This is a genomic window from Nonomuraea sp. NPDC049684 (assembly GCF_044465345.1).
GTDB lineage: Bacteria > Actinomycetota > Actinomycetes > Streptosporangiales > Streptosporangiaceae > Nonomuraea.
In genome coordinates this window covers 364,057-380,646 of the sequence record NZ_JBITLO010000010.1, presented here as the reverse complement: position 1 = coordinate 380,646, position 16,590 = coordinate 364,057, and the positions used below count along the sequence as shown (strand labels likewise).

The window sequence follows — 16,590 nt, the reverse complement described above, 5'->3', positions numbered from 1 at the left end:
GTGATGGGCAAGGCCGTCAAAGCCGTCGTGCTCGACGTCGGCGAGACGCTGATCGACGAGACGCGCATCTGGTCGCGCTGGGCCGACCGGCTGGGGGTGAGCAGGTTCGTGCTCATGGGCGCGCTCGGCGGCATGGCGGCGCTCGACCGTTCCCACCGCGAGGCGTTCGAGCTCGTCCGGCCCGGTCTCGACGTGGAGGCGGAGATCGCCGCTTGGGAGCGCGACGACCCGGCCGGGCTGCGCAACCACTTCGACGCCGACGACCTCTACCCCGACGTGCGGGAGGCTCTGGCGGCGCTGCGCGCGGCCGGGTTCCAGGTGATCATCGCCGGCAACCAGCCGCGCAGGGCCTTCGACGCCCTGGTGGCGATGGATCTGCCGGTCGATTCCGTGCACACCTCCGAGGGCTGGGGGTTGTCCAAGCCCGCCCCCGAGTTCTTCGCCAAGGTGGCCTCGGTGGCCGGTCGCGAGCCCGGCGAGATCCTCTACGTCGGCGACCGGCTCGACAACGACGTGCTGCCCGCCGCCCGTGCGGGCATGCGCACGGCGTTGCTGCGCCGCGGCCCGTGGGGGTTCCTGCACGCCGAGCGCCCGCAGGCGAAGGCCGCCGACCTGATCGCCGACGACCTGCACGCCCTGCTGCCCGCCCTCCGCCGGCTCGCCTGAGGCCCGCGAGCAGGCCCGTGAGCCAGGCCCGTGAGTGAGGCCCGCGAGCCAGGCCCGTGAGGGCGCTGTGCGGGTCAGGTGAGCCGCGCGAGGGCTCCGCGGGTCAGGTGAGGTCCTCGTCGGGGTCGATGCGCAGGGCGCGCTCCTCGGCCGACAGGTCCTCCCGGTCGGCGTCCCAGTCCACGCCGATGGCCTCGTCCTCGGTGTCGGGGTGGGCGCCCTCGTCGGGCTCGGTCAGGCGGTGCTCCTCGCGCGGGGCGCGGCGCGGGCGGTCGGGCAACTCCTGGCGCAGCCGTTCGTCGAGCGTGGCCTCGTGCTGGGGGTCGTCCTCTTTGACCTCGTGGTTCAGGCCGAGGTCGTCGGTCCACTCCCTGACCTCGATGTCCTGCTCGTCGGCCATGCCGAATCGGTCCGGAGGTAGTTCGCTCATACTGCGCCCTCTACCCACCGTACGGACCGGAATCCTACGACTTGGCCCGGCTTAGGGCCTCCGGTAGCCCATCCTTGTCCATCTAGCGGCCGATCGCGGCGCCGACCAGGGAGCGGGGGTCGGATGCCCCGGCCAGCATGCCGTCGGGGCGCACGTCGATGAGGTGGGCGTGGCCGAAGGAGCCGCCGTACGGCAGCGTGCGCACCGGGTGGCCGAGCGCGGTCAGGCCGTCGGCCCAGGTCGTGCCCTCCTCCAGGTCGAGCACGGCGTCGTCGGGGGCGTCCCAGGTGTCGAAGCCGGTGCCGCCGCCGCCCAGCCGCCAGCGCGGCGCGGCGAGCGCCTGGCCGGGCTCCTCGCCGTGGCGCAGCAGGCGGGTGATGACCTGGGCCAGGATCTGCGGCTGGGCGTCGCCGCCCATCGTGCCCACGACCGTGCGCAGCCCGCCGCCGGGACGGGTGATGAGCGCGGGGGCCAGGGTGTGCGGCGGACGGCGGCCGGGGCCGTACTCGGCCGGGTGGCCGGGACGCAGCGAGAAACCGATGCCGCGATTGTGGAGGTTGATCCCGGTACGCGGCTCGAAGAGCATGCCGCCGAACCCGGACGCGTTCGACTGGATCAGCGACACGCCCATGCCGTCGCCGTCGACCGCGCACAGGTACGTCGTGTCACCGTCGCCGGACGGGGCCCGCAGGCGGCTGCGCCTGACCGGGTCGACCAGGGCCCGGCGGCGGGCGACCTCGGCGGGGTCGAGCAGGTCCTTGGCGTCCTCGTGCAGCAGGTCGAGCCGGTCGTGCCCGGCGGCCCTGGCGGCCTCGGCCAGCAGGTGGGCCCAGGCCGGATGGCGGGGCGAGCCCGGCAGGTCGAGCCCGTCGAGGACGGCCAGGGACATCAGCAGCAGGTAACCCTGGGAGTTGGGCGGCATCGACCAGACATCGTGGCCGAAGGCGCGCACCCGCAGCGGCTCGACCCAGTCGGCGCCGGGGGCGGCCAGGTCGGCGGCGGTGTACTCGCCCGCGCCGAGCTCGATCAGGCCCTGCCCGAACTCGCCGAGGTAGAAGCCGTCGCGGCCGCCGTCGGCCACGGCCTGAAGGGCGCGGGCCACGCCGGGGCGGGTGATCCGGTCGCCGGCCTGACGCACGTGGGCGAAGTCGCCGCCGCCGGGCCGCGCGGCGGCCGTACGGGCGCCGGGGACCAGCAGCGGGGAGGCGGGGAAGCCGTCGCGGGCCAGCGCGATCGCGGGCCGCAGCAGCTCGGCCATGGGCAGCCGGCCGTGCCTGGCGTGCAGGGCGAGCCACCCGTCGACGCAGCCGGGCACCGGCACGGACCTGATGTCGTGCAGGTGCGGCATGCGGGTGTGCCCCTCGGCGCGCAGCTTGGCGGGGTCGGCGCCGGACCCGGCGCGGCCGGAGGCGTTGAGCGCGGTGACCGTGCCGGTGACCGTGCCGTCGTGGACGAGCGCGAACAGGTCTCCGCCGAGCCCGCACATGTGCGGCGCGACCACGGCGAGCACGGCGTTGGCCGCGATCGCCGCGTCGGCCGCCGACCCGCCGCGATCCAGCGCGCCCACCCCGGCGGCCGAGGCCAGGTGGTCGACGCTGCAGACCATGCCGTTCGGGGCGTATCTGGTGTTGTGCACGTGAAGAGACTAAGCCCGTTCCGGGGCCAGCCGGTTCTCCAGGCGCGGGCGGAAGGCCGCCTGGCGGACGGTCCGTCCGGACAGGCGGGCCAGCGCGAGCGCCGCGAGCAGCGTCGCGGCCACGCACGACACGCCGCCGATGCCCAGCGACAGGCGCGGCCCGAACGCGTCGCTCAGCCACCCGAGCAGCGGCCCGCCGATCGCGCCCGCGCCCGCGCTCACCATGCCCAGCGCGGCGATGACCCGCCCGCGCATCTCGTCGGGGCTGTCGAGCTGCGCCCGCGCGGAGACCGTGGTGTCGATGAGCACCGCGCCCGCCGCGATCGGCAGCATCATCGCGGCGAACGTCCCGAGGGCGGGCATCAGGCCGCTCAGCGTCTGCGCGACCCCGGTCAGGAACGCGGTGATCAGCAGCAGCCGGATCGTCAGGTGCGGCCGGGCGGCGGCCAGGAAGCCGCCCACGACCGTGCCGGCGGCGAACACGCTGGACAGCAGGCCGTAACCGGCGGCGCCGGCGGCCAGCGGGCCCGCGCTCATGGCGGCCATGGTGACCTGGTAGTTGCGGCCGAGGCTGCCCAGCACGAGCGAGAGCGCCAGGACCACGAGCAGCCAGGGGGTGCGCAGCACGTACCGCAGGCCGGCCGCGACCGCGCCGGGCTGCCGCTCGGAGCCGGCGAGCCGGTGGAACTCCGCGCGCCGCATGAGCGCGACGGCTGCGATCACGACGAAGAAGGTGGCCGCGTTGAGCAGGAAGAGCCCGCCGTTGCCGGTCAGCGGCAGTAGCACGCCGGCCAGGCTCATGCCGAGGATGCGTCCCGCCGAGTTCAGGATCGAGCCGAGCGCCATGGCGTTGGGCAGGTCGGCCGGTGGCACCACCTCGGCTCCGAACCGTCCGAGCGCGGGCCCGCCGAGCGCGGAGACCACGCCGCCGGCCAGCGCGACCGCGTAGATCGGCACGACGGAGCCGGCGCCGGAGAAGGCGATCACCGCCAGGACGACGGCCAGCGCGGCCTGCGCGAGCTGCGCGGCGACGACGACGGGCCGGGTCGGCAGCCGGTCGGCCAGCGCGCCGCCCCACATGCCCAGCAGCAGCGTCGGCAGCGCCTGCATCACCAGGCTCAGCCCCACGCTGGTGGCCGACCCCGTCATGGTGAGGATGAGCCAGTTCACCCCCAGGACCTGCATCCAGGTGCCGGTGACGGAGACGATGTCGGCCCCGGCCCAGAGCCGGTAGTTGTGGTGGCGCAGGGCGCGGAAGGTGGAGGAGCGCGGTGGCAAGACTGGTCCTAGCCTCGGTATGGGGAAACGCGGGAGTCAACGCGCCACACGATCGCGACGATTCCGATTTGCCCGAAATGTGAGGTAAGACACGGTTAAAACAGGTTTAGCGTGAAAAATTAGACCAGTTCGAGGGGGCGGTCCCGGTCCACCAGGGCCGCGTAGTGGCCGCCGAGCGCCATCAGCTCGTCGTGCGTGCCGCGCTCGACGACCTTCCCGTGGTCGAGCACGACGATCTGGTCCGCGTCGCGGACGGTCGACAGGCGGTGGGCGATCGTGATCGTCGTACGCCCCCGCGCCAGCGTGTCCAGGGCTTCCTGGACGGCTCGCTCGGTCTGGGTGTCGAGGGCGCTGGTGGCCTCGTCGAGGACCAGCACCGGCGGGTTGCGCAGCAGCGTGCGGGCGATGGCCAGGCGCTGCTTCTCGCCGCCGGAGAACCGGTAGCCGCGCTCGCCCACCATCGTGTCGTAGCCGTCGGGCAGCGAGGCGATGTGGTCGTGGATGCGCGCGGCCCGCGCCGCCGCCTCCAGCTCCTCGTCGGTGGCCGCCGGACGGGCGAAGCGCAGGTTGTCCGCGATCGAGGCGTGGAACAGGTACGTCTCCTGCGAGACCACCCCGACGACCTCGCTCAGCGTCTCGAAGGTCAGGTCGCGCACGTCCACGCCGTCGATGGTGACCCGGCCGCCGGTCACGTCGTACAGGCGGGGGAGCAGGTAGCTGAGGGTGGTCTTGCCCGAGCCGGTCTCGCCCACGACGGCCAGCGTCGTGCCCGCGGGGACGGTGACGTCGACGGCGTGCAGGGTGCGCTCGTCCTCGTAGGCGAAGTCGACCTGCTCGAAGCGCACCTCGCCGCGTACCCGGTCGAGGGTGCGGGTGCCGGGGTGGATGTCCACCGACAGGTCCAGGTACTCGAAGATGCGGCCGAACAGCGCCAGCGAGCTCTGCACCTCGACGCCCAGCCGCAGCAGTGACACCGTCGGCCGGAACAGGCTCGACTGGAGCGTGGTGAAGGCCACGAGGGTGCCGACGGAGATGATGCCGGTGTGGCCGACGGCCCAGTAGATCAGGGCGGGCATCGCGGCCATGATGATCTGGATCGACGACTGCCGCCAGCGTCCGGCCATGCTCGTCCGTACGCCGAGCTCGGCCAGCTCGTCGGAGGCGCGGCCGAACCGGTCGGTCAGCTCGGCGGAGCGGCCCATCGTCCGGCCCAGCAGGACGCCGCTGATCGACAGCGACTCCTGGACCATCGAGGAGATCACGGCGAGCTTGCGCTGCCGTTCGCTGGTGATGCGCTTGCGCTCGGCGCCGACCTTCCTGCTGATCCACACGAACACCGGCAGCAGCAGCAGCGAGATCACCGTCAGCCGCCAGTCGAGGGCGAGCATGGCCACGATCGCGGCGATCACGGTGGTGAGGTTGGAGATGATCGAGGTCGCGGTCGAGGTGACCACCGACTGCATGCCGCCGATGTCGTTGGCTATGCGCGACTGCACCTCGCCCGTCCTGGTGCGGGTGAAGAAGGCCAGCGACATGCGCTGGAGGTGGGAGTAGACCGAGATGCGCAGGTCGTGCATCACCCGCTGGCCCACGGTGGTGGAGATGAGCGTCTGCAGCACGTCGAACACGCTCGTGGTGACCGCGACCGCGACCATGCCGAGCGCCAGCAGCGTGAGCAGCAGCGCGTCGCGGGACGGGATCGCCACGTCCAGCACCTCGCGCAGCAGGAACGGCGAGGCCAGCCCGACCAGGGACGACAGCAGGATGAACGCCCCCACCAGGACCAGCCGGCCGCGGTAGGGGGTGAAGAGTCCGATGATGCGCCGCACCGGCGCGCGTGGTTCGTCGGCCAATATGGGGCCTCCTTTCGGATGTCCACTCAAACAGAGGTTAACTCATAATTGTTCCGGCTAAAATCGTCGGTATGGGAGAGAAGGAGCTCGCGGAGCTCTTGCACCTGGTCAGCAGGCGTCTGCGGCACGGATACGTCCATGGGCTGGTGCCGCTCGGGCTCAATCCGGGGCAGGCGCGGGCGTTGCGCGCGCTCGGCGAGGCCGGCCGGCCGCTGCGGATGGTGCAACTGGCCGACGAGCTGCGGATCGTGCCGCGCTCGCTGACGCCCGTCGTGGACGCCCTGGAGGAGGCCGGGCTGGTGCGCAGGGAGGTCGATCCGGCCAACCGCCGCTCGACGCTCGTCGTGATCACCGACGCGGGCAGGGCCATGGCCGAACGGGCCAGGGACGCGCGCAGGGAGGCCGGCGAGAGCCTGTTCGCGGTGCTGTCCGAGGAGCAGCGCGACCAGCTCAGGGATCTGCTCGGCGCGGTGGAGGGCCAGTTCAGGTGAGCGCGCCGCCGACTGGGCTCAGGGGCCGGTGAGCGTGCTCAGGGTCCGGTGAGCGCGCCGCCGACGACCGTGGCCAGGCAGGGTGGGCGGGACAGCAGGGCCGAGTACGGGTAGCGTCCCCGGGCGTCGAAGACGGCGAAGTCGGCCCGGCTGCCCGGCCCGAGGGAGCCGATCCGGCCCGGCCCGGCGTCCAGGCCCAGTGCCCGCGCTCCGCCCAGCGTCGCGGCCTCGACCAGGCGGCGGTCCAGCCCCCGCACCCGCAGCCCGAGCTCCCGGGCCCGCCGCCGGACGCCGGCCGCGAGCCCGAGCAGGTCGCCCGGCCCGAGCAGGTCGCCCGGCCCGAGCAGGTCGCCCGGCCCGAGCAGGTCGCCCGGCCCGGCGCCGGCCGGGCCGAGGCTGCCGGGGTCGAGCCTGCCCGGGTCGAGGCGGCCCGCGGCGAGGCGGCCCCGGGCCGGGTGGTCAAGGTCGGGGTGGTCGAGGTCGGGGTGGCCCAGGGCGTGGCTGCCCAGGGCGAGGTGGTTGCCCTCCTCCAGGAGGGCCAGCACGTCGGCGGCCTGCTCCTGCCCCGGCGGGCAGATCGCGACCACGCTCCGGCGCAGGCGCAGCAGCTTGCGCTCGCCGGGGTCGAGCGGCCGGGCGCAGGCCACGTGGCAGTGGGGGCCGAGCGCGCCGGCCTCGTCCAGCGCCATGGGCGAGTGCCGGTCCAGCCCGGCCAGCAGCCGCAGGCCGAACGTCCTGGCCAGCACGGCGACCTCCTCCAGCACGTGCGGGTCGCGGGTCCGGGCCGCGATGCCGACCGGGCACGGCCGGTCCACCTCGCGCAGGGCCGTGATCAGCGCGTCCCGGTCGTGGTCCTCCCACTCCTGCTCGCCGGCGCTGGACGCCTCGACGTACGAGATGCCGGGAACGCCGGCGAGATCGGCGGGGTCGGCCACCACGGCGGCCCGCGTGGTGACGCCGGGGCCCGGGGGCGTCGGCGCGCAGCAGGCGTCCACCAGCCCGGCCACGATCATGCCCGGCCAGCGGACCTCCTCCGTGACGCGGAAGCGGGACAGCAGCTCGGCCCGTGAGCCGACCTGGAGCACCCGCCCGCCCCTGATCACCACCGTCCCGTCGCGCACGGGCTCGGCGCAGACCGGCAGCACCAGGGGAGCGGAATGGGCCACGACGGGCGAGGGCGCGCGCCTCCCCGGAAACGGCCCTCGAACCCGCGCAGCACGCTTCGCACCCGCCATCGGCGCTCCCGTCGGATTTGCCCTTTTGGCATTAAACGCGAGCGACGGCGGCGAAGGCAATCAGTCGCCGCGGGCGTCCCGGGGCTGGTAGCGGCCGGACAGCCGGGCCAGTTTGAGGCCGAGGTGCAGGGCCAGCCGCTCGCCGCCGTCCTTGAGGTCGGTACGCGCCAGCTCCTCCACCCGCTGCAGCCGGTAGTACAGCGAGGTGCGGTGCAGCCGCAGCGCCCGGGACGTCGCCACCGCGCTGCCCGCCAGGTCCAGGTACGTCTCCAGCGTCTCCAGCAGCGGCAGGTACTGCTCGTCGGCCAGCAGCCCGTCGAGCCCGGGATGCACCTCCTGGTCGGCGAGCTGGGTGAGCATCCGGTAGACGCCGAGCCGGGCCCATTCGGCCGACCGGCCGAGCCCCGGCACCCGCGCGGTCACCTCCGCCGCGTGCCGGGCCTCCGCGTACGACCCCGCCGCCTGCGCCAGTTCGAGCCGGGTGCGCCCGACCCCCACCACCACGGGCACCGGCATGGCCGCGTGCAGCTCGTCGGGCGGGACCGGCGGCCCGGCGGTGAGCAGCACGGCGTGGTCGTAGCGCACCAGGTGCAGCGGGTGGTGGCCGCTCAGCCGCCGGCGCAGCGCCAGCAGCCCCTGTTCGAGCGCCAGGCGCAGCCCCTCGTCGGGCTCGGCCGAGCGGGGCCGCGCCACCAGCACGGTCACCGGCTGGCCCTGCGGGAAGGCGCCCGCCTCGATGAGCTGCCTGGCCGCGTCCCGCTCGCCGCGCAGCAGCCCGGTGACCGCCTCCAGCTCCCGGTGGGAGGCCAGCCCGGTCGCCAGGCTCTCGTGGAACAGCGCCAGCGCCAGCCCGGGGACGGCCGCCGCGGCCTCGGCCACCCTCTCGTCGGACATGGCCGGCCCGGCGTCGATGAACCACAGGAAGCCGAGCAGGCCGTCGGCGTGCCGCAACGGGACGCACACGCGCGGCAGCAGGCCCAGGTGCGGCGCGCCGGCCGTGCGCAGCGGGGCCTGCGCCTCGTGCACGCCGGCCGCCCGCAGCCACTCGCGCACCTCCGGGGTGGTGTGCCGGCGCAGGATGGAGTCGCGGCGGATGTCGTCCATGGCGCCGTTCTGCTCGCTGTAGGCGATGACGCGCTGCACGCGGTCCTCCAGCAGCAGCGGACGCCCGAGACGGACGGCGAGGTCGTCCACGATCCGCTGGAGATCCGCCACAGCTCCACCTAGGTCACGCTGGATATTTCGACAAATGTCGGAAGGGTTGCTACACGTCTTCCCTACAGCTGATCGGTGATCTCCGTCAATAACGTCTATACCGTCAATCCGTGAATGCCCCGAAGAAGCTGCTGAAGGGTTTGCTGGCGGCCATCGTGCTGTTCCCGGTGAGCCTGATGGCGACCCCTGCTTCCGCAGCACCCCCCACCGTCGATCCCGAGTTCCCCTGGCGGCAGAACCACTGGCCGCAGACCCAGCCCTGGCAGCAGGACGAGTCGGCCGACGCCCAGACGTTGCGCGCCCGTCCTCCCGGCGGCCTCACGCCTCTCGATCCGCAGAACTGGGAGAACCCCGACCACATGACGTGGGCGGACTACAAGAAGCCTCCCGGCACCAACTGGAACGACCCGGCCGTCAAGGGCTCCAAGCGCACCTTCAAGGGCGCGCTGGTGTTGCTCGACTACCCCAACCAGGCGTTCGTCGTCACCCAGCCCAAGGGCTCGACGATCTACGCCAACCCGAGCGCCGAGGCCCACGACGTCCCGCGCGACCAGGTGGCCAAGTTCTACCAGGACTTCCTCAACACCCCGAACGACCTCAACAAGGGTCACACCATCCACGAGTACTGGATGGAGGACTCCGGCGGCCGGTACGGCGTCGAGCTGACCGGGTTCGGCCCGTACACGATGCCGGGCAAGGACCACGAGTACGCGCTGGAGCCCGGCTTCAACGGCACCTCGGGCTGCCCCGCGGGCGACACCTGCAACAGGAACCTGCGCACCGACGGCCACAACGCCTGGATCAACGCCGTCGGCGAAGAGGTCGCCAAGCAGTACGACTTCGTCTTCTACCTCAGCGCCGGCCAGGACGAGTCGTCCACCTGGCAGGAGTTCGGGATGATGAAGTTCCCGACCAAGGAGGACGTGCCCGACGAGTGGGGCCCGCCCGACCCGGCCCTGCCCAACTGGCTGAAGACGCGCTACGTCGAGTGGTCCTCCTGGCAGGCGGCCTCCAACTTCTGGCCCAACGCCAACATCGGCGTCGACTCCGTCCAGGCCGAGAGCTCCGGCATGGCCGTCTACGCCCACGAGTTCAGCCACATCCTCGGCGTGCTGGACAACTACAACAACCCGTACGGGGTGCCGCCGGTCCGGGCGTACACCGGCGTCTGGGAGATGCTCAGCCGCGGCAGCTTCAACGGCCCCGGCGGGCCGCACTCCCGCTGGCTGATCCCGCCCACGGCGGGCGCGTCCATGGGCGCCCAGCACATGCTGCGCAACAAGCTCAAGCTCGGCATGGTGGACGAGCAGAACGTCCTGCGCCTGTCGCGTGAGGCGCTCGACGAGTCCGGCCTGGTCACGGCCAAGATCCTGGCCCGCGCCGTGCGGCCGGGGCAGGGCGACCTGTCGGGCGTCAACATCTCCTTCGACGCACCCGGCGACAAGAGCACCTGCTCGGCGACCGACCCGCTGTGCGACCGCGGCGGTTACCAGAACTACACGGTCGAGGTCGTGGACCGGATGGGCTCCGACTCCTTCACCCCCGACTCCGGCGTGCTCCTGGCCAAGACCAAGAACGAGGACCGGGCGCCGTTCGAGTGGGTGATCGACGCCAACCCGCAGGACATCGGCATGACCGACTACGTGATGCCCGACGGGACCAAGGTGCCGATCACCGTCGGCGACTACCGCCAGCTCTCCGACGCCCTCTTCCACGCCGGGACCGACTCCGGCAGCGAGTACGAGTACGTGGACCAGGCCAACCGCCTGCACTTCTACGTCACCGACCTCAAGCGCAACCGGAACGGCGAGCTGTCCTACACCGTCGCCGTCCGGTCGCTGGACGGCTCGGGCCCGCAGAAGCGCGGCGTGCGGGTCCTGCCCGCGGCCGGCGTCCCCACCGGCAAGAACGTCTCCACCTGCACGTTCCCGGTGTTCAACACCGGCAGGGCGGCCCCCGCCCAGGGGCAGCACCCCGAGGACGTCAGCGCCTACCTCAACTCCGACGTCTACCGGGTCAAGGCCGAGGTGCAGGGCAAGGGCTGGACCGCCCAGGTGCCCAACGCCCTGGCCTCCGTCGCCTTCGGCAAGCAGGCGCCGGTGACGGTCAACGCGGTGCGCGCGCCCGGCGGCGACCGTCTGGCCCGGGTCAAGCTCACCGCCGTCTCGGAGAGCGACCCGACCAAGACCGCCACGGCCACCTGTCACGTGATCGGCCTGTAGCGGAACGATGGGGCACGGCTGGCGCTCGCCGTGCCCCATCGGCTTGAATCACCCCCGGAAGGGGGTGTTCGGTGCCGGGAAACTTACCGGACAAACCGCGACGTAAGCGGGTGACATGGGCGGCGCCCGTCTCGGCGGGGCTCGCCGCCGGCGCCGCCAGCGTGCTGGCCGCCTCGCTGGAGTGGGACATCCCGCCCATGGCCAAGATCGGGGTGACGCTCGCGGCGGCGCTGCTCGTCGGCGTCACCACGTGGGCCACCACCGAGGCCACGCCCCGGCGGCGCGCCGCGCCCGCGCCCGAGCCCGGCGGGCGGCCGCCCGACCAGTGGCCGCCCGTGCCCGAGCACTTCACCGGGCGCGCCGACTCCCTCGCCACCCTGCGCGAGGTCTTCGCCGCCCGCCGCAAGTCCTCCGACCTGTCCCCGCCCCTGGTCGTCTCCGTGTACGGCCGCGGCGGCGTCGGCAAGTCGGCGCTGATGACCAGGTTCGGGCAGGAGGTCGCCGACTGGTTCCCCGACGGCCGGCTGCACGCCGACCTGCGCGGCGGCGTCGACGCCCCGGTACGCCCCGAGGAGGTGCTGATCGGCTTCCTGCGCGGCCTGGGCGTGCGCCTGGCCACCGACCCCGGCGGCCTCGACGAGCTGCGCACCCTCTGGCTGACCTGGACCAAGGGCCGCAAGATCCTCATCGGCCTGGACAACGCCCACGACGCCGCCCAGGTCAAACCGCTGATCCCGGCCGAGCCGGGCTGCGCGGTGCTGGTCACCTCGCGCTCCCCGCTGTTCCTGGACGGCACCCACGACACCCGGCTCGGCGTGTTCACCGAGGCGCACGGCGTGGAGCTGCTGGCCCGGCTGGCCGGCGGCGCGCGGGTGGTGGACGACCTGGAGTCGGCCAAGGAGATCGTCCGGCTCTGCGACCACCTGCCGCTGGCGATCAACATCTGCGGCGGCCGGCTGGCCACCCGCGAGCAGTGGACCCTGCGCGAGATGGCCGGGCGGCTGACCGACGAGCGCCGCCGTCTCGACCAGCTTGAGGTGGCCCAGGGCGTGGACAAGAGCGTGCGGGCCTCCGTGCAGCTCAGCTACGACGACTGCACCGGCATCCAGCGCCGCCTGCTGCGCCTGCTCAGCGCGCTGCCGGCGCCCGACGTGCCGGGCTGGGTGGCCGGCGAGCTGCTCGACATCTCCGGCCTCGACGGCGCCGACCAGCTCGAAGCGCTGATCGACGCCCAGCTCGCCGAGTGCTCCGGCACCGACCAGACCGGCGCGATGCGCTACCGCCTGCACGACCTGGTCCGGGTGTTCGCCGCCGAGCTGGCCGGCCAGGACGAGGAGGAGCGCCGCAGGGCCGCCGTCGAGCGCGTCCTGCACGGCTACCGCCGCCGGGCCGAGGAGGCCGCCCAGAACCGCTGGCCCCAGGACTGGAGCAAGGGCGGCCGGCGTGCCGACGCCGAGGGGCAGCTCGGGGCGGGCGACTGGCTCAACGCCGAGCGGCTGTCGCTGCTCGGCATGATCAACCTGGCCGCGCAGCTCGGGCTCTGGGAGCTGACCTGGGGGCTGTCCAGGGCGTTCTGCTCGTTGTGCCACTCGCTGCGGGCCTACTGGGCCGACTGGGCGGAGGTCGCCGACATCGGCTGCGAGGCGGGGCGGCGTACCGGCGACCGGCGCGCGCTGGCCATCGCGCTGCTGAACAGCGCGATCGTGCGCGGCGGCATGGGCCTGCGCGAGCGCGCCCTGCACGAGGCCGAGCAGGCGCTGGAGATCTTCGGCGACCTCGGCGAGACCTGGTGGGCGGCCCGCGCCATGCGCACGGTCGGCATGACGCTGATCAGCGGCGGGCACCTCGACCGCGCCCAGGACTACCTGATCGGGGCGATCAACGCGTTCAAGGGCGAGGACGACCTGTGGTGGATGGCCCGCACCCAGCGCAACCTGGCCGAGATGCGCATGGCGGAGCGCCGTCCCGAGGAGGCCCGCGACCTGCTCGAAGACGCCCTGGAGATCTTCCAGCGGGCGGGCAACCGCTACTCCGAGGCCCAGACCCTGCGCGTGTACGGCGAGGTGCTGGCCGCCCAGGCGCGCGGCGAGCGCCGGGCCGGCGACCACCGGGCCTCCGACGCCCTGTTCGTCCGGGCCGGGTTCAGCCTCGACCGGGCGGCCGAGATGTTCCGGCAGCGCGGCGAGCTGTGGGAGGAGGCCCGCTGCCTGCGCGCCGCGGGCGAGGTGGGCGATCCGGCGGGCGGTCTGCGCGAGCTGGAGTACGTCCGGCGGGCCGAGGAGATCCTGGTGGCGCTCGGCGACTCGTGGGGGGTGGCGCGCACCGCGGTGTCGGCCGGGCGCGCGCTGGCCCGGCTGGGCCGGATCGAGGAGTCCGGGCACGAGCTGCGCCGCGCCGTACGCGGCTTCCAGGAGCTGGAGGACCGCTGGTGGATGGCCAGGAGCCTGCGCTACCTCGGCGAGGCGCACCTCGACGCGGGCGGCCCGGACGCGGCGGTCGGGCCGCTGGAGCAGGCCAGGGAGATCTACCGCAGCCTGGGCAACGAGGCGGGCATGCGCCGCACCCTGGAGCTCCTGCGGCAGGCCCGCCCCTGAGCGCCGCAGATCATCAGGCGGGCGAGGGGGTGCCGGAGGTCAGGAGTCGCGTGAGGGGTGCCGCTGGGGGCCGGTCGTGCGGTGCGCGGCGCGGTCGTGCCCGCCCGTGCGGGGGCCGAGCGCGCCGGTGCCGTAGGCGTCGCTGAAGGGGCTTCTCAGCAGCTCGCCCGCCGCCTGCCTGGCCTGCAGCACGCTCTCCTCGAACAGCTTGCGCACATGGGCCGCCTGGTCGGACAGCTCCCTGATGCGCTCGCGCGCCAGCTCGTCCCGTACGGTGTCGGCGAGGAGCTGCTGGTATTCGGGGGTCTTGGCGGCCAGCGCCTCCAGGCGTTTGTGCGCGTGGTACACCTTGTCGGCCTTGAGCACCTGCTTGGCGTACTTCTCCAGGTGGCGTACGCGGTGCGAGAGCGAGGTCCAGGCGGCGTCGAGGGCGCTGGTGTACGGCTTGAAGGCGTCCTCCATGCCCGGCGGCAGCTCATGGGGGATGAGCCGGCCCTGCTCGGCGTGCATCGACGACAGCCGGCGCAGCCGGTGGGCGATCTGCCAGACCTCCTCGGGCAGCGACACCTGGTTCTCCACCGAGTCGATCAGCCCGGCCTTGTGCACCTTGGAGTTGAGCACGGCCGTGGCCGCGTCCTGGGCGCGGCGCAGCAGCACCTGGCAGGGACGGTCGAGGTCCTCGGGCAGGACGTAGCGGTCGGCGTGGGCGGTGGCGAGACGTAGCCGTCGTTTGACGACCCGGTGGGAGCTGTCCAACGCCATCCACCGGATCAGGGCGATCAGCCCCATGCCGAGCCCGGCCACGAAGACGGCCTCAAGCTCGCCGGTCACGACCAGGACCATCACCAGCAGGGCCGGAAGCACGAAGAGCAGGGCGGGGCTGAAGTTGGGATCCATCCGCCTGCCGGAACGGGCCATGTGAAGGATGTGCGGGCTCGACCGCAACTCGACCGAGACGTCCGGGGGCAGCGATGGATCGATCACCAGCCGGGGAGGCAGCGCGCGTGGATCCATACGTTCATGCTGCGTTATGAACAAGGAATCCGCTCATGATTGGCCGACATATAAGGTCGAAGTAATGGATGAGATGACAAGATGGATCGATCTGGAAGGCGCCGTCAACGTACGTGACCTGGGCGAGCTTCCCACCCGTGACGGCGGGCTCACCCGCCGCGGCCGGATCTTCCGAGCCGACAACCTGCAGGGCCTCACCCCGGCGGACGTGTCGCTCCTGGTGGGCGAGCTGAACCTGCGCCATGTCGTGGACCTGCGCTCGACCGCCGAGGTCAACCTGGAGGGCCCCGGCCCGCTCACCCGGGTGCCGGAGGTGACCCACCACCACCTGACGCTGTTCGCCGAGGGCGGCAGGCACACCGACGTCGAGGCCGACTCCATCGACATCGACCGCGTGCTGCCCTGGCAGGACCGGGGCGTCGACGAGGAGCTGCGGGTGACCGGCTTCTACTTCGGCTACCTGCGCGACCGTCCGGACGCCGTCGTGGCGGCGCTGCGCGCCATGGCCCTCGACGACGGCGCCGCGCTGGTGCACTGCGCGGCGGGCAAGGACCGCACCGGCGTGCTGTCGGCGCTGGCGCTGGAGGTCGCCGGAGCCACCCGCGAGGCCATCGTGCGGGACTACGTGGCCACGGGCGAGCGCCTGGAGCTGATTCTCAAGCGCCTGCGCGCCAGCGACACCTACCGGGACGACCTCGACTCCCGCCCGGCCGACGACCACCGGCCCCGCGCCCGCTACATCGAGCAGTTCCTCAAGGTGCTGGACGACCGCTTCGACGGCCCGATGGGCTGGCTGCGCGGCCACGGCTGGACCGACGCCGACAATACCGCCCTGCGCGCCCGCCTGCGCGACTGATCGCCACGATCAGCTCAGGTGTCGGCCCGGGTGCCGGCCCGGGTGTCAGCCCAGGTGGACGACCATGCGCTGGGCGGCCGACAGGTGGGCGGCCTCGATGACGGCCAGCGTGTCGATCGAGCCGCGCGGGTCGACCGGCGGCGGCGCGCCCTCGCGCACGGCGCGTTCCACCCCGCGGTAGAAGTCCAGGTACGCGCCCGGCTCGGTGGGAACGGGCCGGGCGTCGTCGTCGGTGCCGAGCCGCCCCCAGCGGCTCTCCTCGTCGGCGCCGAAACCGGGGGAGTCGGGGGTCAGGCCCGCCCGCAGGCGCTCCTCCTGCACGTCCATGCCGTGCTTGACGTACGCGCCCGCCGAGCCCAGCACCCGCAGCCGCGGGCCGAGCCGGGCCGTCACCGAGCTGGCCCACAGGTGGGAACGCACCCCGCCCGCGTGCCGCAGCGCGATGAACGTGTCGTCGTCGGAGGCCACGCCGGGCCGCCGCACGTCGCTCTCGCAGTAGACCTCGTGCGCCGGGCCGAACAGTTGCAGCGCCTGGTCGACCAGGTGGCTGCCCAGGTCGTAGAGCAGGCCGCCGATCTCCTCCGCGCCGCCGGTCTCCCGCCAGCCGCCCTTGGGCACCGGCCGCCAGCGCTCGAACCTCGACTCGAAGCGCAGCACGTCGCCGAGCCGCCCCTCGGCGATCAGCCGCCGCACGGTGCGGAAGTCGCCGTCCCAGCGCCGGTTCTGGAACACGGTCAGCATGACGCCGGCCTGCTCGGCCAGCCGGACCAGCTCGCGGGCCTCCTCGGCGGTGCGGGCGACCGGTTTGTCCACGACGACGGGCAGGCCCTCGGCGAGCGCGGCGGCGGCCATGCTCACGTGCGTGCGGTTGGGGGAGGCGACCACCACGAGGTCGCTGTGCTGCCACAGCTCACCCACGTCCGGGACGCCGGCCGCGCCGTACCGGTGGGCCACCTCGGCCTGCCGCTCCGGGTTGCGCGTCACGACCGCCGACAGCCGCAGGCCCGGAGTGGCGTGGACGAGCGGGGCGTGGAAGTACGCGCCCGCGGTGCCGTATCCGATCAGGCCGACCCGGATCTCGCTCATCCGCCCAGGTTATC

At 73.3% G+C, this 16,590-nt stretch carries 13 protein-coding genes; 5 read left to right on the top strand and 8 right to left on the bottom strand.

The genetic code is table 11. From position 1 onward, the window contains the following. Positions 1–3: 3 nt before the first annotated feature. On the top strand, positions 4–666 hold the full coding sequence (locus tag ACIBST_RS30300; RefSeq protein ID WP_397176575.1) for an HAD family hydrolase: 663 nt from the start codon (positions 4–6) through the stop codon (positions 664–666). Between the two features lie 103 nt (positions 667–769). On the opposite strand, the gene ACIBST_RS30295 is transcribed toward ACIBST_RS30300, so the two are convergent. The 4 genes from ACIBST_RS30295 to ACIBST_RS30280 form a co-directional block, all read right to left on the bottom strand. Next, positions 770–1,096 (bottom strand): DUF5709 domain-containing protein, encoded by a 327-nt coding sequence (locus ACIBST_RS30295; protein ID WP_397176573.1) that lies wholly within the window; start codon positions 1,094–1,096, stop codon positions 770–772. Positions 1,097–1,178: 82 nt separating this feature from the next. Continuing rightward, entirely contained in the window at positions 1,179–2,732 is a 1,554-nt protein-coding gene (locus tag ACIBST_RS30290) for a gamma-glutamyltransferase family protein (RefSeq protein WP_397176572.1), read from the bottom strand. Between the two features lie 9 nt (positions 2,733–2,741). Further along, positions 2,742–4,010 (bottom strand): MFS transporter, encoded by a 1,269-nt coding sequence (locus tag ACIBST_RS30285; RefSeq protein ID WP_397176570.1) that lies wholly within the window; start codon positions 4,008–4,010, stop codon positions 2,742–2,744. Between the two features lie 119 nt (positions 4,011–4,129). Continuing rightward, on the bottom strand, positions 4,130–5,863 hold the full coding sequence (locus tag ACIBST_RS30280) for an ABC transporter ATP-binding protein (RefSeq protein ID WP_397176568.1): 1,734 nt from the start codon (positions 5,861–5,863) through the stop codon (positions 4,130–4,132). A gap of 71 nt (positions 5,864–5,934) precedes the next feature. Between ACIBST_RS30280 and ACIBST_RS30275 the strand changes: the two genes are divergently transcribed. Beyond that, positions 5,935–6,354: a MarR family winged helix-turn-helix transcriptional regulator gene (locus ACIBST_RS30275; RefSeq protein ID WP_397176566.1), complete on the top strand. Its 420-nt coding sequence runs from the start codon at positions 5,935–5,937 to the stop codon at positions 6,352–6,354. A 38-nt stretch (positions 6,355–6,392) separates the two neighbouring features. Here the strand turns inward: ACIBST_RS30275 and ACIBST_RS30270 are convergent, their stop codons facing one another. Further along, a complete protein-coding gene (locus tag ACIBST_RS30270; protein ID WP_397176564.1) occupies positions 6,393–7,520 on the bottom strand; it encodes a hypothetical protein in 1,128 nt (375 codons plus the stop codon). Positions 7,521–7,649: 129 nt separating this feature from the next. Beyond that, entirely contained in the window at positions 7,650–8,804 is a 1,155-nt protein-coding gene (locus ACIBST_RS30265; RefSeq protein ID WP_397176562.1) for a PucR family transcriptional regulator, read from the bottom strand. Between the two features lie 110 nt (positions 8,805–8,914). Between ACIBST_RS30265 and ACIBST_RS30260 the strand changes: the two genes are divergently transcribed. Continuing rightward, positions 8,915–11,026, top strand: a complete 2,112-nt coding sequence (locus ACIBST_RS30260) for a M6 family metalloprotease domain-containing protein (RefSeq protein ID WP_397176561.1) — start codon at positions 8,915–8,917, stop codon at positions 11,024–11,026. A 110-nt stretch (positions 11,027–11,136) separates the two neighbouring features. Then, positions 11,137–13,620 (top strand): ATP-binding protein, encoded by a 2,484-nt coding sequence (locus ACIBST_RS30255; protein WP_397176559.1) that lies wholly within the window; start codon positions 11,137–11,139, stop codon positions 13,618–13,620. 39 nt (positions 13,621–13,659) lie between these two features. Here the strand turns inward: ACIBST_RS30255 and ACIBST_RS30250 are convergent, their stop codons facing one another. Further along, complete coding sequence (locus ACIBST_RS30250) at positions 13,660–14,634, bottom strand: hypothetical protein (protein WP_397176557.1); 975 nt, start codon at positions 14,632–14,634, stop codon at positions 13,660–13,662. A gap of 73 nt (positions 14,635–14,707) precedes the next feature. Here ACIBST_RS30250 and ACIBST_RS30245 point away from each other — a divergent pair, with 73 nt between their 5' ends. Then, complete coding sequence (locus ACIBST_RS30245; RefSeq protein WP_397176556.1) at positions 14,708–15,490, top strand: tyrosine-protein phosphatase; 783 nt, start codon at positions 14,708–14,710, stop codon at positions 15,488–15,490. A gap of 45 nt (positions 15,491–15,535) precedes the next feature. Here ACIBST_RS30245 and ACIBST_RS30240 read toward each other — a convergent pair whose 3' ends face one another. Further along, positions 15,536–16,576, bottom strand: coding sequence for a Gfo/Idh/MocA family oxidoreductase (locus ACIBST_RS30240; protein WP_397176554.1), 1,041 nt, complete (start codon positions 16,574–16,576; stop codon positions 15,536–15,538). Positions 16,577–16,590: the final 14 nt, after the last annotated feature.